General features: G+C 65.5%; 17 protein-coding genes. 4 read left to right on the plus strand and 13 right to left on the minus strand.

Going from position 1 to position 18,756, the window contains the following annotated elements:
• The first annotated feature begins 104 nt into the window (after nt 1–104).
• Nucleotides 105–2,894: a S8 family serine peptidase gene (locus AAF481_09880; protein MEM7481471.1), complete on the plus strand. Its 2,790-nt coding sequence runs from the start codon at nt 105–107 to the stop codon at nt 2,892–2,894.
• Between the two features lie 94 nt (nt 2,895–2,988).
• Here the strand turns inward: AAF481_09880 and AAF481_09885 are convergent, their stop codons facing one another.
• The 3 genes from AAF481_09885 to AAF481_09895 all read right to left on the minus strand — a co-directional run bounded on the left by AAF481_09885 (nt 2,989) and on the right by AAF481_09895 (nt 4,499).
• The gene (locus tag AAF481_09885; protein MEM7481472.1) at nt 2,989–3,576 is read right to left on the minus strand and encodes a hypothetical protein; all 588 of its coding nucleotides are present in this window, start codon (nt 3,574–3,576) and stop codon (nt 2,989–2,991) included.
• A gap of 216 nt (nt 3,577–3,792) precedes the next feature.
• Nucleotides 3,793–4,224, minus strand: a complete 432-nt coding sequence (locus AAF481_09890; protein ID MEM7481473.1) for a type II toxin-antitoxin system VapC family toxin — start codon at nt 4,222–4,224, stop codon at nt 3,793–3,795.
• The gene (locus AAF481_09895; GenBank protein ID MEM7481474.1) at nt 4,221–4,499 is read right to left on the minus strand and encodes a DUF2191 domain-containing protein; all 279 of its coding nucleotides are present in this window, start codon (nt 4,497–4,499) and stop codon (nt 4,221–4,223) included. The genes AAF481_09890 and AAF481_09895 overlap by 4 nt, the downstream gene beginning before the upstream one ends.
• Before the next feature lie 271 nt (nt 4,500–4,770).
• Between AAF481_09895 and AAF481_09900 the strand changes: the two genes are divergently transcribed.
• Genes AAF481_09900 through AAF481_09910 form a run of 3 tightly spaced genes read left to right on the plus strand, consistent with a single transcriptional unit; the run spans nt 4,771 to nt 7,713 of the window.
• A complete protein-coding gene (locus AAF481_09900) occupies nt 4,771–5,160 on the plus strand; it encodes a BlaI/MecI/CopY family transcriptional regulator (GenBank protein MEM7481475.1) in 390 nt (129 codons plus the stop codon).
• A complete protein-coding gene (locus tag AAF481_09905) occupies nt 5,157–6,578 on the plus strand; it encodes a M56 family metallopeptidase (GenBank protein MEM7481476.1) in 1,422 nt (473 codons plus the stop codon). Before AAF481_09900 ends, AAF481_09905 begins: the two co-directional genes overlap by 4 nt.
• Nucleotides 6,579–6,636: 58 nt before the next feature.
• Nucleotides 6,637–7,713, plus strand: a complete 1,077-nt coding sequence (locus tag AAF481_09910; GenBank protein ID MEM7481477.1) for a S41 family peptidase — start codon at nt 6,637–6,639, stop codon at nt 7,711–7,713.
• Nucleotides 7,714–7,854: 141 nt separating this feature from the next.
• On the opposite strand, the gene AAF481_09915 is transcribed toward AAF481_09910, so the two are convergent.
• The 10 genes from AAF481_09915 to AAF481_09960 all read right to left on the minus strand — a co-directional run bounded on the left by AAF481_09915 (nt 7,855) and on the right by AAF481_09960 (nt 18,748).
• Nucleotides 7,855–8,346, minus strand: coding sequence for a hypothetical protein (locus tag AAF481_09915; GenBank protein MEM7481478.1), 492 nt, complete (start codon nt 8,344–8,346; stop codon nt 7,855–7,857).
• Between the two features lie 50 nt (nt 8,347–8,396).
• Nucleotides 8,397–8,735, minus strand: a complete 339-nt coding sequence (locus tag AAF481_09920) for a TfoX/Sxy family protein (protein MEM7481479.1) — start codon at nt 8,733–8,735, stop codon at nt 8,397–8,399.
• A 15-nt stretch (nt 8,736–8,750) separates the two neighbouring features.
• On the minus strand, nt 8,751–9,179 hold the full coding sequence (locus AAF481_09925; GenBank protein MEM7481480.1) for a PCP reductase family protein: 429 nt from the start codon (nt 9,177–9,179) through the stop codon (nt 8,751–8,753).
• A 21-nt stretch (nt 9,180–9,200) separates the two neighbouring features.
• Nucleotides 9,201–10,088 (minus strand): P-loop NTPase, encoded by an 888-nt coding sequence (locus AAF481_09930; protein MEM7481481.1) that lies wholly within the window; start codon nt 10,086–10,088, stop codon nt 9,201–9,203.
• A complete protein-coding gene (locus AAF481_09935) occupies nt 10,085–10,939 on the minus strand; it encodes a GNAT family N-acetyltransferase (protein ID MEM7481482.1) in 855 nt (284 codons plus the stop codon). The genes AAF481_09930 and AAF481_09935 overlap by 4 nt, the downstream gene beginning before the upstream one ends.
• Before the next feature lie 184 nt (nt 10,940–11,123).
• Nucleotides 11,124–13,298, minus strand: coding sequence for a universal stress protein (locus tag AAF481_09940; GenBank protein MEM7481483.1), 2,175 nt, complete (start codon nt 13,296–13,298; stop codon nt 11,124–11,126).
• 60 nt (nt 13,299–13,358) lie between these two features.
• A complete protein-coding gene (locus AAF481_09945; GenBank protein MEM7481484.1) occupies nt 13,359–15,218 on the minus strand; it encodes a c-type cytochrome in 1,860 nt (619 codons plus the stop codon).
• Nucleotides 15,211–16,032, minus strand: coding sequence for a cytochrome c (locus tag AAF481_09950; protein MEM7481485.1), 822 nt, complete (start codon nt 16,030–16,032; stop codon nt 15,211–15,213). Before AAF481_09950 ends, AAF481_09945 begins: the two co-directional genes overlap by 8 nt.
• Nucleotides 16,029–16,796 carry a cytochrome c gene (locus tag AAF481_09955; GenBank protein ID MEM7481486.1) on the minus strand — a complete coding sequence of 256 codons (768 nt, stop codon included), beginning with the start codon at nt 16,794–16,796 and terminating at the stop codon, nt 16,029–16,031. The genes AAF481_09950 and AAF481_09955 overlap by 4 nt, the downstream gene beginning before the upstream one ends.
• Nucleotides 16,793–18,748, minus strand: coding sequence for a cytochrome ubiquinol oxidase subunit I (locus AAF481_09960; GenBank protein ID MEM7481487.1), 1,956 nt, complete (start codon nt 18,746–18,748; stop codon nt 16,793–16,795). The genes AAF481_09955 and AAF481_09960 overlap by 4 nt, the downstream gene beginning before the upstream one ends.
• Nucleotides 18,749–18,756 lie beyond the last annotated feature (8 nt).

Below are 18,756 nucleotides of genomic sequence, written 5' to 3' on the forward strand. Positions count from 1 at the left end.
ACCTGCGGCACTCCTGGAAGCCGCTTTGGTACACCTGATGGGCTCGCGGCGATCCCTGGCGCGCCCGTGAAATCTCTGCCCCTGAAACCCATGGGAGACATCCGATGACCCAAGACCCGAAATCCTCCAGCTCGCGACACCTGCACATCACCATCCACGAAGACTCCGGGAATATCGCCTCGGGACGGGACGACCGTCGATTCGTTGGCGGCAGCGATCCGAGGCCTTCCGCCGTCTCCCTGCCGCCACCTTCGGACCCCGCGAAGTCCGCCGTCTCCCTGCCGCCGGCGAGCAATCCCGACGAGAAGATCCGCCGCCTCGGCACCGACTGCGCGCCGGGGGCGCCCTGGGCCGCCGTCCAGGCGACGGTGCAGGACTGCCCGCCGGCGTCGTGCTCGTGCTGCTGCGACGCAGATCGTGGCGGCGCCCGCGCCTCCACCGCCGAGCAAGAGGACTGGAGCGGCTTCGTGATCGTGCGGCTGATCGCCGGCATCCGGTCCCTGACCGCCGAGAGCCTGTGGCAGCTCGCCCACGAACTTCATCTACCGGGCCTCGCCTCGGTCCTTCGGCTCGAATTCGCCGAGGAGACTTGGGGCCCCGGACCACACGAGGATCCGCCGGCAGAGGAACCCTACCCACCGAACGTCCTGGAGTCCTGGCCGCTGATCCACTCCGAAGCTTGCGCCACCCGGGAGGACATCATCAAGGCCATCGATGCCGCCGAGCAAGCAGCCGCCACGTCGAACGTTCCGCCGCTCTTCAGCCTGGTTTCATACTGGCGGGTCGACGTCCGGCGGCATCCGACACGGGTTCCGGAGCTGATCGCCCGATTCCAGGCGTTGGCGGAAGTGGCTCTGGCCTACGCCGAGATCACCGCCACCGACCCGTCCTTCGATTCCGACCAGGAGTACTTCGAGCGCGGGCCCGTGGGATTCGGAGCGCGGTTCGCGAGGGAACGGTTGGTCCAGACCCCTGCCTCGATCAAGGTCTGTGATCTCGAACAAGCCTGGCACCTCGACCATCGCGAGTTCACCCAGGGGAGCACTTCGCTGCTGAATCCACCCTTCGTCGGCGCCAACCGCAATGACGACGACAAGAACCAGGGCTCCCACGGCACGGCGGTCATCGGGGAACTCGGCGGCATCGCCGACCCGTCGCCGCCGGATGACAAGATCATCACCGGAGCGGCTGAAGGCTTCGGCAACTTCCCTTTGGCCTCGCACTACCTGCCGCTGAACTTCCCGGATGCGAGGCGCGGCACCAACGGCCACATCACCTCGGCCATCGCCTACGCGACGGTCCTGGGCAGTCCACCGCTCACACCCGGCGACATCCTGCTCCTCGAAGTGCAGCGCGGCGGCAAGCCCACCGAGATTGCCGATCCGGCGGACCGCGACGCCATTCGCCTGGCTTCGGCGTTGGGGGTGATCGTGGTCGAGGCAGCGGGCAACGGCGGCGTGGATCTCGACCGCTATCGCAACCCACACAGCGGCCGCAGCCTCAACCCGCGGGATCCGAGTTTCATCGACTCCGGCGCCATCCTGGTGGGCGCGGCGGCCGCCGAGCTGCCGCACGATCGCAGAGACTTTTCGTGTTTCGGTGCGCGGGTCGACTGCTACGCCTGGGGAGACCGGGTGACCACCTGCGGCTACGGCGATCTCTACGGCGAAGACGAAACCGACTTCTACACCGACACCTTCTCCGGCACCTCCAGCGCCTCGCCGATGGTCGCCGGCGCGGCGGCGCTCATCCAGGCCTTCGCAGGCTCCAACGGCGGAAAGCTGTTGCCCCTTCGCATGCGCAAGGTGCTTTCCGATCCCCAGACCGGAACTCCCCAAGGTCCCAACGTGCCCGGCGCCATCGGCATCATGCCGGACCTCGGCGAAATCCTCACCCGGCGATTGCAGCTCACCGAGAACGTGTACCTCCGCCGCACTCCGCAAGACGACGGCTCCCAGGAGGTCGCCACCGGAGCGTTGAGCTCCAGCCCGGACATCGTCATGACCTTCGGCCCGGACACGGACGCCGCACAGCGGCTGGGAGAAGGCCCTGCCGCCTCGGATCCGGCGCCCGGCGAGCCGATCAACACCCAGCGCTTTCTCGACCCGATCTCAAAACTTCGGCTGTACCTGCGGGCGCGCAACCGAGGCAGCGCCGAGGGCTTCGCCCGAGCTTTGCTCTTCACCAGCTCGGCGGCGACCTTCATCACGCCGGATCGATGGAACCAGACCGCGGAGATCGGACTGAAGGAGGTTCCGGTGGGCGACACTTTGCGGGTCTCGGAAGGAGTCCTCAGGACCGACTTGCGTGGAATTCCCTGGAACAACCAAGGAAACCTGAAGCTGGATCCGCCCCCCAGCTTCCTCGCCGTCTACCAGACCGCCCGCAAGGCCTTCGGACCGAACCTCCCTCAGCCCGACCAACCGCTCCCGCCCGGACCTCCCTACTTCCGCTTGCGGGAATTCCTCGACTTCCTGCGTGGACCGGGCGTGGCCTGGCGTAACGTCTATCCGGTCGAGGTCGAACCGAACGGCCAGGAATCCGCCGTCACCCTGTCCTTCCTCTTCGCCGGCACGCCGGACCGCTCTCGTTCCTTCGACTTCGAGATCGAACAGCGCCTTCCCGCCGGTACCGGCCTGGCGTTGGGCCTCGAGAGCGCAGCACTGCAGTCCAAACTGGTAAGAGACCGAAAGGACCTTCCGAACAGCGGACCGATCGACCTTGCGCAGCGGCGAACGGAACTCCCCCGAGTGCGTATCGCCCCCGACGAGAACGGCGCCGCGAGCTTCCAGATCGACGGCCCCCTGCGCACCGGCCACAGCCTGTCGATCCGGCAGATCTGGCGGGGAATCGAAGTCGGCCGCATCTCCTGGTGGTTCCGGGAGGCGCCATAGCTCACCGGAAAGGCACCCTGAAAGTCAAAGCAAAAAGAGGCCGCGATCCCATGACGGGCGCGGCCTCTTTCCTTGGTCGGAGCGAGCCAGAAACTCAATCGTCGGCGTCACCGCGGCCGGCATCGCGAATCATCTGGGCGTTCTCCAGGCGGGCGAGCTGCGTTTGGAGTTCCAGATAGCGGCGCTCCGCCCGGAACATCCCTTCGGCGGCGCGGTCGTCCAAGGTGCGAGTGCCCTCGCCGAAAATCTCGTCGATAAACTCCAGCAGGCGATCCAGGAAGCCGCCGAGGGAAATGCCGAAGACATTCTTCAACAGCTTCTTGATCAGGATGGCGATCCCGCCCACGCCGCCGAGGCCCGGGATGCTGGAGATCGAGCGGGCGGCGGACAAGCCGCTGGACATGAGCTGCGGACCGGCATAGTTCTGGAACTGCCGATCGAACTCCGCCTGCTGCTCCCTCGGCGCGCCATCGTAAACCTCCATTACCCGCGACGAGAGCTGCTCGATCTGCGCCCGCGCCATCTCGTCGAGGCCCGTGATGATCGGCGCCAGCTCCTTGTCCGGCAGCAGCGAAATGGCCTTCTGATTGAAGATCGACGTGAACTGGTCGAAGCCCTTGAAGTACTTCACCAAATCGTCGCGACCGGCGGGCGGTTTTCCTTGACTCTTCGAATCGGGCATGGATCTCTCCTCTTCGGTTGGGAATTGGGCACGACAACCCCGGCGCCCCATGGCGATGGCGGATCTGTGCCCGAAGATGGAGAGGGAAATCCCAACGGAAGAGAAAAGGGTGACACCCGTCGGTTCTCGAATCGGCCTGACGGAGGGCGAACTACCGTTCGCGGATGGGTTTGAGAGAGGGGATGTTGGGGCTGGTCGGCAGTGGAGTCCTGAAGGCTAGTCCTTGAGGGGATTCTTCCAGCGAAGACCGGGGAAACGAGAGAAATCCGAGTCGTTTGAGTGCAGCTCGGCCTGGTACTCGATCGCGAGGGCGGCCAGATGGCAGTCTGTACTGAGCTTGCTCGAAGCCGCGGTACCGACCATCAGCTCATCAAGCAAGTCGAGATGTCGAGAGCCTGGCTGGAGAACCTGAACGGTCGGGCGATCCAGCCAAGCTCGCATCTCCTCCAACGCTTCTCTCGGCGACAAGGGCTCGTCAAACAGCGAATGATTGGACACCAGGCGCAGAAAACCCAACAGCACGACCCAGGGCAGGCCCACCATGGTTCTTCCAGAGAGACTCGTTTCCCACCACTCCATCGCTCGGATGTGATGGGGTGAGTCTGGATTGTAGGCGTACAGAAGAAGGTTGATGTCCGGAAGGATCACTCTTGTTCCGCCTCCTTGCGGACTTTCTCTAGAAAGTCTTCTACCGCCAGTTCATCGACTAGTTGATTGAACTTGAGGGGATCGATTCCCGGTCGCAATCCACGCGCCTTCTTTCCGATCTTGAAAGGCGGCAAGGTCGCTGCTGGCAACTCACCTCGACCGAAACCACGGCGAAGGGTCGCGTTGACGACCTCTTTGAAGGTCTTGCCGGTGAGGCGAGCCGTGTCCTTCAACCTACGTGCTAGATCGTCGTCGAGTGTGAGCGTGGTTCTCATGCAGACATCATGATGCCTCAGTTAGTCGCTGTCAAGATGCGCAACCTTCACTTCGGCGTTCAAGTTCCGGCCCCCTTCCCCAGTTGGATGTCGGCTCGTTCAGTCCCACGGGTCCGACCTAGCAGAACAGCACGCTTCAACGTTTCCTTAGGTAGCGTAGCCGGGTCGAGCCAGGGGCCAGGCGCCTTTCAGGTCAAACACTCTCTCCCCCTTGACCGTATTACAGATGTAGTCCATACTGACTACATCAGTAATCAACCAAGAGGACGCGATGAGCACACCAGGGATCCGCATTTCCGACGCCGAGTGGCAGGTGATGAACGTGTTGTGGCGGCAATCGCCTTTGACCGCCCGGGAGGTGGTCGCCGCTCTCGGCGATGACACCGGCTGGCATCCCAAGACGGTGCGGACGCTCCTCGGGCGGCTGGTCAAGAAGAAGGCGCTGACCTTCGAGGAGGATGGCCACCTCTACCGCTACAGCCCGGCGGTGCGGCGAGAGGAGTGCGTCGAGCGAGAGGGGCGCTCCTTCGTGGAGCGGGTCTTCGGCGGCGATCGCCACTCGCTGCTTCTCCACTTCGCGCGCCGGGCGGACCTATCCCAGGAGGAAGCCGATGAACTGCGCCGCATTCTCGACGGTGCGGACGAGGGCAGCGAGAGATGAGCGCCTTCCTCGCCGGTTTCCTGGTGCACTCCCTCAAGGCGGCGGCGGTGGTGCTGCTGGTCCTTCTCGTTCAGTTTCTCTTCCGCCGCTGGCTCCCGGCCCGTTTCGTCTACGCGCTGTGGGCTCTGGTCCTCTTGCGGCTGTTGATGCCGGCGGCACCGATCAGTTCCTGGAGCCTGTTTCACCTGCCGGTGGAGGGCGGAAAGAGACTTCCCGGCCTGATCGACCTGGCCACCACTCCGGCGCCGGTCCCTGAATCCGAGGCCTCCTCCCCCACCCTCTGGCAGCGCACCTGCGAGCAGCGGGGCCTTCTCGTCCAGATTCTGTGGCTGGCCGGTATCGTCGGCTTGGCGGCCCGGCAGTTGCTTCACGAAGGGCGTCTGCGCTCTCGCCTTGCCGACCGCAAACGCAGTACCGACCCCCGGATTCTGGAACCACTGGAAGACGCGAGAACGATTCTCGGCCTCCACCGTGCCCCGGAAGTCTTCGAAACCTCGGCGGTGACCTCGCCGGCGCTCCACGGTTTTCTCCGGCCGCGCGTTCTGCTCCCTCCGGGGACCGCCGAAGGTCTTTCGGAAGAATCGCTGCGGCACGTTCTGCTGCACGAACTCGCCCACATCAAGCAGCGCGACCACTGGATTCAGGCCACGGCCTCGGTGCTGCGTTGGCTGCACTGGTTCAATCCACTGATTCACCTGGCCTACCGCCGCATGCAGTCGGATCGCGAGCCGGCTTGCGATGCGCTGGTCCTCGGCCACCTTTCGCCACGGGCGCGACGCGCCTACGGCTCCACCTTGATCAGCCTGTCCGCCGGTCCTCGAGGGGAAGCATCCGGATCGCTGGTAGGCATGGCTGAGACCTATCAACACCTGAGGAGAAGAGTCTCCATGATCGCGAAATTCAGTATCCGTCCCCTCCGCGTCTCCGCCGTCCTGGCCTGCGCCATGATCGTCCTCGCCGTCGTCAGCTTGACCGACCAGCCCGCCGTGGCCGCCGACACCGAACAGGCGGACATGGCAGCACAGAAGGAGACCATCACCGACCTCCGCACCATCGGCTCCGCTCTCCACAAGTGGGGCAACGACCAGGCAAAGATAGAAGAGGGCTCGCTGGACTACGGCGACACCCTCGACTGGCAAATCTGTCCCGCAGTCGAGTGGTCCGAGATCGAGGCCATCCTGGTGCCGCGCTATCTGCCGGAAGTCCCCAAGATCGATGGCTGGGGCAACACCTACGAGTTCGCGGCCAATCTCGGCCAGCCCGGCAGCCAACCGTGCTGGATCGGAATCCGCAGCACCGGCAAGGATGGACGCTTTGAGAGCAAGCCCTACGTCATCAGCGGCTTCGAGCACAACCAGTGGGAGCGGGACATCGTCTGGATCGACGGGTTCTTCATGACCTGGCCCACGATGCAGTGATCGTCAAAGCCGGAACCGCCGGCCGAAGGGTCGGCGGTCCTGCCGATACACTGCCTGGATGCACCTAAACGAAGAAGAGTTCGCCAGATCGACGAGCCGGCCGAGGACCCGCGGTCACCGAAAGCTGGCGTCGCTCGGCTCCGCCGCCGCGGCTCTACTTCTCACGGTGTCGGTCGGTCTGCCGGTGGTTCCGGCAGCAGCCGAATCAGCCGACGGCGGAGCGGCTGCACCGCTGGTCGAGGAGCTGATCGATCTGATCCGGGAAAACTACATCCTCGACCAGAGGATCCCCAACATCGAACAAACACTCAGGGAGCAGCTCGCCGGCAACGCCTACGAGGGATTGGAGGCGGCCTTGGCCTTCTCCCTGACCCGGGACCTGCGGGAAGCGAGTTCCGATCTCCATTTCGGCGTCCAGGTTCGACCGCCGGCCAGGGCGAGCCACGAAGCCGCGACTCCTCCTGCAGGTGCGCAAGGAGGATTGAGGCGGGTGGAGGTCCTGGCGGGCAACGTCGGCTACCTCGAAATCGCCGCTTTCGTCGATCCAGCCCAGGGTGCCGAAGCCGTCGACGCCGCCTTCGCCGAGCTGGCCGGGACCGACGCGCTACTGATCGACGTCCGCACCAGCCGGGGCGGCCACCCGGCGATGGTGGCCTATTTGGCCAGCTACCTTTTCACCGGCGAGCCGTTCGTCTTGAGCCGCATCTACTGGCGCAACCGCGACGAGACGATGGAGTTCCGAACCCGCACCGACCTCCCCTCACCGCGCTACCCCGATCGCCCCGTCTTCGTACTCACCAGCGCCGACACTCCTTCGGCGGCGGAAGGTTTCAGCTATCACCTGAAGCACTTTGGGCGAGCCACCCTGGTCGGCGAGACCACCGCCGGGGCGGCGCATCCGATCCAGATCTTTCCCCTCGGAGAAAACTTCCGGGTGGCCATCCCCACCGCCCGGGCGATCAACCCTCGCACCGGCACGAACTGGGAGGGCAAGGGCGTAGAGCCCGACGAGGACGTCCCGGCCCACCAAGCCCTGAATACCGCCCATCGCTGCGCCGTCGAGGCCCTACTTGAGCAAGCCTCCGAGCCCAACGAAACGGATACCCTGAGAAGAATCTTGACCGGCCTGGAGTGACCGATAGAAAACGGAATGAGGCGTGCCCCCCAGCCTCAGGTGGCAATCGACCTTCCTGCACCTCGATTGGGGGGAAGCTCGGGTGGCACTTCTATGGGAGCGAGCCAACCTTGAGGTCGGCTGCCTGTGTGCAGCGGCGCCCTACCTCGGGCGCAGTCCGTGTGGTACCCAAAGCGGCTCGGCATCGTACATGTTGACATAAAGAATCACCGGCTCCGCCTGCCCATCCCAGCGCACTTCGTAGACATCCAAAAGCCCACCGCCCAGATCGGAGTTGACCGTCTCGAAGGGGCAACATGCACCCTTGCGCGAGTAGGTAATGGGCTGACCTTGCGGTCCGACGATGCTGTTCAAGAACTGACGTGAGTTGGAAGGACCCTGCCCAGCAGCGGCACCGCCAACGCAAATGGGATCCGCTTCCGAATAGCCACAGGTTTCCGATGGCGCCATCTGGAGGCCGGACAATCCCTTTCGATCGCCGGTGGCGCCGCTCGGTACCATATGGCCGTTTTGCGATTGGCTACTGACGATGTTCGGCTCTTCCAAGGTCGACGAGCTACAACCCCAGAAAGCCGAAGCGCAACCGATCAAGAAAAGCACGACACACATCGCGTGGTGGGTAGACCACTTCATAGGAACTCCTTCCTGATGGCTAAGCCGATGTTCCTGCCGACACATCGGAATCACTTCGGTGGCAGAGTCGTTACAAACCGTTCGCACCGGCGCACCCAGTTCGCCAGGTCTTCATCGGCGGCGTAGCCTTCGGGTTCGACGTACAGGTATCCCCTGAGGGGCCGACCGGTGAAGTCCATCTGGCGGGCGTGGGGTTCGGCAAGGAAGTCTTCGTAGCGCTCGGGGCCGACCCGCACCATCAGGGTATCGGCGTTGACGCCGACGCACATGTGGCCGCCGACGATGAAGGCCAGGCCGCCGAACATCTTCTTTTCGACCACCGGTGCGGGAGGGTCCTGGGCGCGAAAGTGATCGCGGACGCGCTCGGCGAGTCCTTCGTCGTAGGCCATACTCAGTCCCTCCGACTACATCCCAAATCGATCCCTCGCTTCGTCCAGGATCTTCTCGTCCACCAGGCGATGGCCGTTGGACTTGGCGTATTGCTCGATGCCCTGGCGGGCCATGGGGCGAACGAATTCGGGGATGTTCTCCAGCCTTTCGAGGGCGGCGGTGGTCCAGCCGACGCCTTCGTCCGCCGTCGGCATGTCGCCGATCATGCCGGAGAAAGGACACTTTGAGGCACCCTCCGCGTCACCCGCGGAGGCGCCCGACCCGGAGCCGATCTTGATGCCCAGGGACTGTACCATCTCCGTTTCCATCGGGTTGGTGAGCATCGCCATACGGTGGGTGCAGGTGGGACACTCGTAGACCGCGGTCAGGGAGCCGCGCTCGTCCGGCGGCGCCGCGTTGTCCAGCTTCATGGGCTCATCGCAGGTAATACACAAGAATTTCATCGTTCAGGTCTCCAGGGACTGCTAGGTTGGGGACGGCGGGGTTTGCGCGGCGGGAAGCGGCGATGCGAGCAGGCGGTCGACAACTCCTGCGAGGGCCGCGGCGGAAGGCGGCAGGGCCGCCGCCTCGGGCCAGCCGCGGTCGCAGATCGACGCCAGTTCGGGATCGAAGGGCACGCGCCCGAGGAGCGGCGCATCGAGGATTTCGTCACCCTCCGGGAAAAGCGGCCGCACACCGTCGCACTCGCGGCAGTAGTAGCCGGCCATGTTGAGGACGTAGCCCGTCAGCGGCGAGTCCGTCTCTTCCAACGCGGCGACGGAACGCGACACCACGCCGCGCGCCAGATCCGAAGGGATGGTCACCAGCACGAAGGCTGCCCGGGGACCGAGAAAATCGGCGAAGTGGACGGTGCGCTCCGCTCCCGGCGGCAGGTCGAGGAGCAGGAAATCCAAAGTTCCCCAGTCCACCGCGGCGAGGAGCTGGCCGAAGACCGAGAACTCGCGGGTAGCGCGCCACACGTAGCTGTGGCCGGCGGCGCCATGTTCCGGATCGAACGGTTTGTCGCCGCCGAAGACACTGCCCATGGAGAGGACTCCGAGGCCATCGGATCGGCGCGGCAGGATCAAGCCGTTCGCGCCGGGCACCCAGGGAGTTTCTTCCAATCCGGCCATGCGGGCCTGGCAGGGGCCGTTGAAGTCGGCGTCGAAGAGGGCGACGGAGTGGCCCCGCCGGCGGAGCACCTGCGCCAAGGCCATGGTCAAAGTGCTCTTGCCGACGCCGCCCTTGCCGGAGCCGACGGCCACCAAATGGCGCACTCCGGCTAGAGATTCTTCCAGCTCGGCTCGCTGGGCAGTGACCTGGCCGACGATGTCGGATCCGCCGTCGCCTTCGATGTCGAAGTAGCTCTTCATAGAGGTTTCGCCCGGGCAGCATACCGCGTGAAGCGAACGCCGGAGCGCAGCCCGCAGCCGGTGGGCCAGCCTCCCGGCAGTTCCTCCGGCGCCGTTCGCCACAGCATCACCGGCGCGCCGGCTTCGGCGGCGAGGTGACCGAGGAGCGGACCGAGCCAGCGATCTCGAGCCGCGCCATCGGCAGCCCCCCAGGCCAGCACGCGGGTCGCGCCGGCTGGCCCCTCGCGGTCGTGGAGCACCCAGGCTTCGATGCGTGCCGGCGAAGCGACGGCGACGCCGGACAGGCGCTCGGTGCTCTGGCGCAGGGTCAGCTCGGAGCGGTCCCAAGGAGCGTCCGGGGAGAAGGAGAGCAGGTCGTTTGCCGCGAGGTCTTCCACCGAAACGGGGATCACCAGCTCTGCCGGCAGGGTGCGCGTGTTCTCCGGCGGCAGAACGAGGTCCTGGAATGTCGTTTCGGCGGAGTAACCGGAGGCTTCGAAGACCGCCTCGCGTCCCGCCGGCACTTCGGCCACCAACCGCTCGGGGCCAAGGACGGCGAGTTTCTGGCTCAAAGAGGTCAGCAGATGTTTGGCGTGGCCTTGGCCGCGTTCCTCTTCGCGCACTCCCAGCCGCAACACCGCCACGGCATCGGCCCGCTTGGTGGCGGTGAGGACGGCGACGGGGGTTTCGCCGGCCAGAGCGACGAGGGAGTTGCTGGGCCAGAGATCCAATTCCTTCATCTCCTGGCGAAACCGCTCGGCGGTCATCGGCGGGCCGGCGATCTCCGGCGGGATGTAGGGGTCGTAGCAGGTGCGGACCGCCTCCACCAGCAGCGGCAGATTGTCCGGACGGCAGAAGCGGTAGGCGGGCATTCCGAGTCACTAGTGTCCTGCGACTGAACCCACAGAGCGCGGCGCCGGCTATGCCGCCGTGGCCGGGGTGACCCCGAGGTCTCTTCTCGGGTGAGGGGGCGCCGGCGAGGCGCGGCCCCCTCGCAAAAAAATGCCGGTCAGGGAGCTGAAACCATGGACGCAGCCCTATTCAGCCCCCGGCTAGCTAGGAGTCGTCGGTCGGCGGCTGAAGTTCCACCCGGCGCTTTTCGAGGTTGGACATCACGCCCACCTCGTTCAAGGAAACCGGCGTGCCGACCTTGCGGGACACCGTCCTGGAGGCGGCCGGCTTTGGCGCCGGTTCAGTCTTCGCCTTGCCGGCCTGCAGAGCGGCCATCGGGCAACCGCCGCCCTTGGCGGCCAGATCGCCCGGCGCCGCGTCCGCCGGCGGCGGCGCCGCCGCAACCCCTTCGGCCTCCTGTTCGGCAATCATCTCGGCCATCAACTGTAGGCCGTGCTCGATGCCCTCTTCGACCAGCTCTAGGGTGATCTCTTCGGCACCCTGCTCGGCGGCGAATTCCTCGACCCGCGTCTGGGTCTTGTCCCGCATGTAGCCGACGGGCACCCGGAAGATGCGTTCGATGGCGGCGGAGTTCCAATCGAGGCGCGACAGCAGCGGGTTGTTCTTGCCGTCGCGGGCGAGGATCTTGAGCTCCGGCCCGTCTTCCTCGACCGCCGGTTGCTGAACTTCCGGAGCCTTCACCTCTTGTTCCGGCGCCGTTCCGGCGGCCGGGGTGGCGGCGGGCTTGTAGAGCACGCCGGTCTCTTCCTCGATGAAGTGCTGGGCGAGATCGAGGGTGATGGGGTCGACCCGTCGGCCGTGGGCGGCCTTTTCGATGCGCGCCTTGGCGCGGCGCCGCTGGTAGCGATCGTCGATCGCCCGCAAGGCCTTCTTGGCCTCCTGGGTCCAGCGCAGCTTGCGGCCGTCGTAGGTGGTCTCTTCCTCGACTCCGCCCTCCATCTTGGCGATCTCCTCGACCATCTCCGGAGTGATCACCTCGAAGTCCTGGGCGCCGCAGACGGTGCAGCGCACCGGATCCGGCACCCGGGCGGCGAGGCCGCAATGCTTGCAGAGGGAGACCGCCTCGCGCTGCGCCTTCTCGAAGGCCAGGGCCTCGGCCAGCTTCTCGGTGGCCTGCTGAGAGCTCTTCGGCATGAAGCGGTCCATCGCCTCGGTCACCAGATCGCTCGACACCACGCTGTGGCCCTGCTCGATGGCGAGGCGCAGGATGGCGGTGCGGGCGATGCCCTTGACCATGTCCGGCACGCGGGTCATGCGCTCTTCGGCTTCCGGCGTCCAGTGGATGGACTCCTCGGCCTTGAGATCGAGCTCCGGCACCTCGCGCCGATTGGTCAGCAGGAGATCACAGGGCGCCAGGCGCAGCAGGTTTTCGGTATTGCTGCCGAGGCCCTCTTCATCCTCGCCGGCGTGGACGCCGACGCGACCGATGATCATCACCCAGGGCTTGGTTTTGCGGGTGTGATCGAGGAGCTTCTGGAAGGCCTTGCCGTCGAGCAGGGTCTTGGTGACGTCCAGCCCGTGCTTCCGTGCGATGGCCGCCGCCACGTTGATGTGCGACTGGTAAATCTCCGCCAAGCCGGTGTCGATGATCTCCTCGTGAAGCTGGTTCTGCTCCTCGAAGCGGAAGATCTTGGCGGCCTTTTCGGTGAGCACCTCGACGATGCCCTTGAACACCGCGTAGTGGAGGTACGGATCGTAAACTCCCACCACTTCGAGCTTCTTGCCGCAGCTCTTGGCGAGTTCGATGCCGGTCATCAACGCGCCGAAGGACTCGGGACTGCCGTCGACCCCGACCATGATGGTGTCGCGCTCTTCTTCGCCGGCCTCGGGCACGTGCTTGGTGACCCAGGTGTCGCGCTCAATCTCGCGGCTCACCCGGCCGCAAACGGCGCCCACCTGGCTGTCCTTGGTACGGCCGATGCCGACCACCCCGAGCACCACCAGGTCGTAGTCCGACTGGGCGATGTCGTTGATGATCTCGGCGGAGTGCTTGCCGTCCATCATCTTGCGCTCGCAGGTCAGGCCGGCCTGCTGGCAGAGCTGGTCCATGGTGTTCAGGTAGCAGTCGGAGATCAGCTCCAGGCCCATCGAGATCAGGCTGTCGTGGATCTTCCGCTGGCGGGCGAGTTCGCTCTCCACCAGGTACTCCTCCGGCAGCGTGAACTCCATCTGCTTAAAGCGGTAGTCGTGCATTCGGGCGGCGTAGACGTGGCAGCCGGTCATCGCCGAGCCGTAGGTCTTGCCGATGGCGATGGCGGTGTCCATCGCGCGATTCGAATGGGCCGAGTTGTCGACCGGAACGTAAATGCTTTGGTACATCGTCGATCTCCTAGTCTGCGAACGGCCATGCCGCCGCCCGCCCTTACCCGTTGCGATGGTCTACGCTGGCTCGCCGCTTTCCTTCTTTCGCGCCCGGCGGCGAACCCAGCCGATCAGCAGCAATTCCAGCCCCAGCACCCCGAGTCCCGCCCTCGCCATCGGTCCGATGGGGGAAGGCCGCTCCAGGGGTTCCAGGTACACGTGATTCCACACCGTCAGGGCGCGCTTGTTGCCGCGCTCGCGATTGAAGCCGTCCCATACGGAGAAGGCGATCGGCACGAACACCTCTTCGTCGAAGGAGACGGTGCCGCGCCCCTGCCGGCTGCGCTTGAAGATGACTGACCAACGGCCATTCTCGTAGGAAGCGGCGACTTCCGGATCGGCCCCTTCGCCGGGAGCGATGGCCGCCGTTCCGCGAGCGACGTAGGTGGTCGCCTCGTCGCCCTTGCCCATGTCCGCGAACCACAGCTCGACGGGATTCTGGGCATCGCCGAACAGGATGTACGGCCGCGCGATGCCGGTGGGCAGAGTGAGCGGGAGCTGGATGGCCACGGCATCCGAGAACTCGGTGTCCGGGCCGGTCGGGCCGGCATCGGCCGCTGCGTCGTCGCCACCGCCCCAGAAATCATCGTCGGCGCCGCCGTCGTCTTCGGCCTCACCCCAGAAGTCGTCGCCGCTGTCGTCACCGGCATCGTCGGCTACCGCGGCGTCGCCCCAGAAACCGCCGCCCTCGTCGACTGCGGCGCCGTCGTCTTCTTCGACCGCGGCGTCGCCCCAGAAGTCGCCCTCGTCGTCTTCTTCGACGGCCTCATCGCCCCAGAAACTACCTTCGTCGTCTTCTTCGACGGCCTCATCGCCCCAGAAACCGCCGTCCTCTTCGCCTCCGGCCGGAGCGCCCTCGCCGGCATCGGCGTGCCCTTCTTCCCACCGCCGCACGGCCAGGTCCGGGCCATTGGTGCCGGAGGTTTCTGCCCGCATGTCGTCCCACTCGACGAGGAAGGCGATGTCCTCGCGGTCGAACACCGCCCGCACCTTCACCGCCAGCGCCGAGGGATAGAAGTCGCGGCCCGGCTGGATGATCTGGCCGACGGTGGGCAACATCGCCTCCGGCGCATTGGCGAACACTTCGCGCCCCAGGGCGAGATCGATCTCGTTCTCCGCCCCGACAGCGCGGATGACGTTGGTGTAGGGCGGCTCTTCCCGGTCTTGGTTGTGGGAGGTGATGAAGGTGGCGATGGCCCACATCTGCTCGTCCGTCAGAGCACCGTTGAAGCTCGCCATGGGCGTGCCGTTGAAGCCGGTGTTCAAGGTGCGGTAGATGTCCTCCCGGGTGCCGCCGCCGCGAAAGGTCCAGGGCATGGTGAGGTTGGCCGGCCGCAGGTGGACGCCCCAGTCGTCGGTCTGGGTGGGTGCCGAGGAGCCGTCGCCACGCCCGTCGAGGCCGTGGCAACGGGCGCAACCGGTCTCCGGCGCCTGGTACAGTTCGCGGCCCTCCGCCGCCAGCTCTTCCGAGTAGGGCGGCGGCGAGGGAATGGCGATGGGATCGGCGAAGGCCTCCGGATCCTCGAAATCGTCGGAGAAGCTCTTGATGTATTCGACCACCGCGTCGAGTTCTGCCTCGGTCAAGTTCTCGAAGGCCGGCATGGTGCTGTAGGGCAGGCCCTTGCGAATCGCCCGTTCGAGGTCGGCGTCCGTCGGCAGGAAGCCGTTCGGGGTGGTGCGGATCTTGTACTTGCCGGCGGTGAAGTCGCGCGGCTCCGGGCGCATGCGCTTGGCCGCCACCCCCTGACCGTCGCCCTCGCGACCGTGGCAGTGGCTACAATACTTCTCGTACACCACCTCGCCGGTGGAGGGCGCGTCCTGGCCCACGGCCGCCAACGGCAGCAGCAGCGCAAGGAGCGCGACGAGGACCCTAATCATGGCCACCCACCTCGTGAATAGCCCGCGGCTGGTAGCCGGTGAAGTCGTAGAGGTAGGCGATCACGTCCCAAATCTCCTCCTCCGTCAGGAACTCTTCCCAGGCGGGCATCGCCGAATCCCACGGTCCGCCCTCTGCCGGCAAGCCGGGGCCGCCCTTGGCGATACGCCAGAAGAGGAACGACTCCTGGAGCTGGGCGATGGTGCCGGCGTCCTGGAAGTTGGTTGGGATGGGGTTCAGGCCGTGGGAGAAAACACCCTCCCCGGCCATCAGGTCACCGTGGCAGTAGAAGCAGTTCTGGTAGTAGATCTTGCGGCCGTTCTCGAGATGCGCCGCGAAGGCCGCCGGGTCCGACTCCTGGAGCTTCCGGTAGGGATTGTCCAGGGTGATCATGTCGTAGGCCTCGCCGTACACCTGGATCGAGTCCGGCGGCGCCGGGTGGACGGTGCGCGAGAACTGCGGGGCGACCGGCGGTCGGGTCATGTCGAGGTAAATGTTGGCCGCCACCGCCGCGGGAATGGCCAACGCCACCACCGCCAGCGGGATCAGGTACTTGCTCTCCACCAGGAAGGCGACGAGCGGCCGCCGCACCTCCTCCTGCCGGTCGCTGTCCGAGAAGACGTAGATCAAAAGCGACCCGACGATGATGCCGAGATAGATTTTGAACACCGAATCGGGAATCGGCGTGGCGAAACCGAACTTGAGAATCACCACCGAGGCCACCAACCAAGCGGCCAGCCAGGTGAGCATCTTCGGCTTCAAAAAGCGCAGCGCGAAGAGCGCCAGGACGACCGGGATCAGAACGAGAAGCTTCATCCCTGATCCCTCTGCTCGACGAGAACGTCGGCCATCTCCTGAACATCCGCCAGGGTCACCCCGGAGAGCTCGTCCCGGGCCGGGCCGTGGTTGATGATGGCGTTGACGATCTGGCCGCGGTCCAGCCGGTCACCGATGCCGGTGAAGGTCGGTCCCTCGGCGGCGTCACCGTGGCAGCGGGCGCAGCCGTAGGAGGCGAGCACCGCTACGGAACCGTCGGCCGGCGCGGCAGCGCCCTGCGCATCGGCAACCTGCGCGTCAGCGGCCGGCGCGGCATCGGCGACCGCCTCACCGGAACCGCCGCTCCTGGGATCCATGTCCATGGTGATGGTCGGGGTACCACCCAGGCTCTGGAGATACGCGATCACCGTCTTGATCTCGTCGTCCGTGAGGCCGATGGGCGGCTTGTCGGCCACCGGCATGCCGGGGTTGAAGCCCGGCACCAGGTAAGCGTCCGGTTCGTAGAGGGACTGGGCGAAGTACTGCACGTCGTTCATCCCCGGTACCCGCGAGGCGGCGCGGGTGGCGATGCCGTCCAAATCCGGGAAGCGCGCCGAGCCGTTGTGGCAGGTGATGCAGATGCCCTTGCCGTTGAAAATTTCCTGGCCGATCTCCACCATTTCGGCGGTGGAGACGTCCGTCGCGATCTCCACCACCTCCGGCGGGTAGACTTCCTTCTGCGGCACCTTCTGGCCGACCCAGGTGTAGAACAGGGTGGCGGCGACGGCGAGCACCGCCAGGCGCAGCTCGACGGGAATCTTCATGACCGCACGCTTCCGGACGCCGGCCCGCTCGGCGGATCGACGGTGGAGGAACGCGCCGCCGGCGAGGGCGACGGATCCGCCGAGAAGCCCACCGTCTGGGGGCTGCCCACGGCGTCCGTCACTTCGACCTCCGCCACCTTCTTCTTGTCCGTCAAGCTGGCCAGCCAGAAAACGAAGGCGATGAGCAGGAAGAAGATCAGCACCGTGAAAGACACCACTTTGGTGGCGTAGCCGAGGGTCGGCGTGAAGGCGTCCACCGAGGTGTCGCGGATGACGCCGTAGACGTGCCAGTGCTGACGCAGGCCGGATCGCACGTAGCCCATCAGCCCCATCAGCCAGGTGAAGGTCACCGCCAACACGATCAGGGCGTACTGCGACCGGTGGTCGATCTTGCCCCAGTTGGTGGTGGTGGTGCGGGCGCCGCGCAAGAGCGGGATGTCGATGATCGTCACCAGGACCATCGCCAGCAGCACCGCGCCGACTTGTGGAATGGACAGTTTGATGCGTACCGACGCCTCGACGAAGTAGCCGAGCACGCCGAAGAACACCACCGCCACCGCCGCCAGGCCGAGGATGCCGCCCTCCAGGCGATTGCCGAATTTGGCCCAGGAGACGGTCGGGAAGCGGCCGCTCCGACGGTACAGCAGAAAACTCAAGAAGGTCGCCAGGATCATCAGGTTGACGGCGGTGTTCTTGGCCGCCATCACTCCCAGGTAGCCGAGCTTCGGGTGGCGGGCGCCGCCCATCTGCTGGATCTCCTGGGCGCTGGAGATCGGCGAGCTGGGGGTGGCCCATACGGCAAAGCACACCACGATGATCAGCAGCAACCACTTGATGTAGGGCCGGAAGCGTTCCGCCCCTTCGATGCGGCCCATGCCCATCCACAGGTACCAGTTGGCAAACAGAAACAGGTTGCCGATCAGGATCGCCTGGATGATGAATAGCCAGGAGAAGGCGCCGCCCATCATCTGCAAGCCCATGGTCTGCGAGAAGGCGTAGATCTCCGACGCCAGCCAGTAGCCGGCGAAGGGCAGCGGCAGCAGGCCGGCGATGGCGACGAAGTTGCCGATGTAGCCCATCCAGTCGTAGTGGGCACGCTCTTCGGCGGTGCGCGCCTTCAAGAACTTGTAGGCCGCGTAGGCGCCGGCGATGGAGCCACCGAAGGCGACGTTGGCGATGATGCGGTGGATGTTGATCGGCATCCAGGTGTAATTGGTTACAGCTTCCCAGGTGCTGATCAGGGCGCCGCTCTCGGACACCCCCTGCGGCGAGGTCATGAAGGTCAGCCAGGCGTTGGCGATGAACATGATGCCGGTGCCGACCACGTTGAGCATGATGCCCAGAAAGATGTGGAACTTGGCCGAGAACTTCCCCCAGCCGTAGTAGTAGGCATAGAGGAAGCCCGCTTCGGCGAAGAACAGCAGCACGTAGGGCAGGAAGGTCGGCGAGAACACCGACATCAGATAGTTGGTGAATTTCGGGTACAGGATGATGAGCATGAAGGTCAGCCCCGCACCGAAGGTGGCGGTGAGGGAGAAGGACACGGAGAGCAGCTTGGTGAACTCGTAGGCCAGCTTGTCGTACCGCATGTCGCCAGTGCGGTAGCCGATGAACTCGATGACCACCGCGAACATCGGCACCGCCAGCACAAAGGCCGCAAACAGCAGGTGGAGCTGCGCCACGATCCAGATCGCCACCCGGCTGCCAACCTTCGGGAAGGCCCGGTACTCGGCTTCCTCGTAGGGCCGCGCCATGGCCTCCGCTTCGTCTGCCTCGGCCTGTTCCAGGAGCGCCTCGTCGCGCGGCGTGGTGGGAGCTTCCGCCGTGCGCACCGGCGAGCGATAGGACAGTTCGGTGTCGATGGTGAAGGCGAGCCAGGTGGCGCCGACGCCGGCCAGCACGAAGGCCAGCACGCCGAGGCCGATGAGCATCTTGGGAGTCTTCGCCGTCACGACAGCTC

Source organism: Acidobacteriota bacterium (assembly GCA_039030395.1).
Taxonomy (GTDB): domain Bacteria; phylum Acidobacteriota; class Thermoanaerobaculia; order Multivoradales; family JBCCEF01; genus JBCCEF01.

Coding starts and splice junctions, on each gene's coding strand:
- AAF481_09880 (MEM7481471.1), top strand. CDS start 105: ATGACCCAAGACCCGAAATCCTCCAGCTCGCGACACCTGCACATCACC.
- AAF481_09885 (MEM7481472.1), bottom strand. CDS start 3,576: ATGCCCGATTCGAAGAGTCAAGGAAAACCGCCCGCCGGTCGCGACGAT.
- AAF481_09895 (MEM7481474.1), bottom strand. CDS start 4,499: ATGAGAACCACGCTCACACTCGACGACGATCTAGCACGTAGGTTGAAG.
- AAF481_09900 (MEM7481475.1), top strand. CDS start 4,771: ATGAGCACACCAGGGATCCGCATTTCCGACGCCGAGTGGCAGGTGATG.
- AAF481_09905 (MEM7481476.1), top strand. CDS start 5,157: ATGAGCGCCTTCCTCGCCGGTTTCCTGGTGCACTCCCTCAAGGCGGCG.
- AAF481_09910 (MEM7481477.1), top strand. CDS start 6,637: ATGCACCTAAACGAAGAAGAGTTCGCCAGATCGACGAGCCGGCCGAGG.
- AAF481_09915 (MEM7481478.1), bottom strand. CDS start 8,346: ATGAAGTGGTCTACCCACCACGCGATGTGTGTCGTGCTTTTCTTGATC.
- AAF481_09920 (MEM7481479.1), bottom strand. CDS start 8,735: ATGGCCTACGACGAAGGACTCGCCGAGCGCGTCCGCGATCACTTTCGC.
- AAF481_09925 (MEM7481480.1), bottom strand. CDS start 9,179: ATGAAATTCTTGTGTATTACCTGCGATGAGCCCATGAAGCTGGACAAC.
- AAF481_09930 (MEM7481481.1), bottom strand. CDS start 10,088: ATGAAGAGCTACTTCGACATCGAAGGCGACGGCGGATCCGACATCGTC.
- AAF481_09935 (MEM7481482.1), bottom strand. CDS start 10,939: ATGCCCGCCTACCGCTTCTGCCGTCCGGACAATCTGCCGCTGCTGGTG.
- AAF481_09940 (MEM7481483.1), bottom strand. CDS start 13,298: ATGTACCAAAGCATTTACGTTCCGGTCGACAACTCGGCCCATTCGAAT.
- AAF481_09945 (MEM7481484.1), bottom strand. CDS start 15,218: ATGATTAGGGTCCTCGTCGCGCTCCTTGCGCTGCTGCTGCCGTTGGCG.
- AAF481_09950 (MEM7481485.1), bottom strand. CDS start 16,032: ATGAAGCTTCTCGTTCTGATCCCGGTCGTCCTGGCGCTCTTCGCGCTG.
- AAF481_09955 (MEM7481486.1), bottom strand. CDS start 16,796: ATGAAGATTCCCGTCGAGCTGCGCCTGGCGGTGCTCGCCGTCGCCGCC.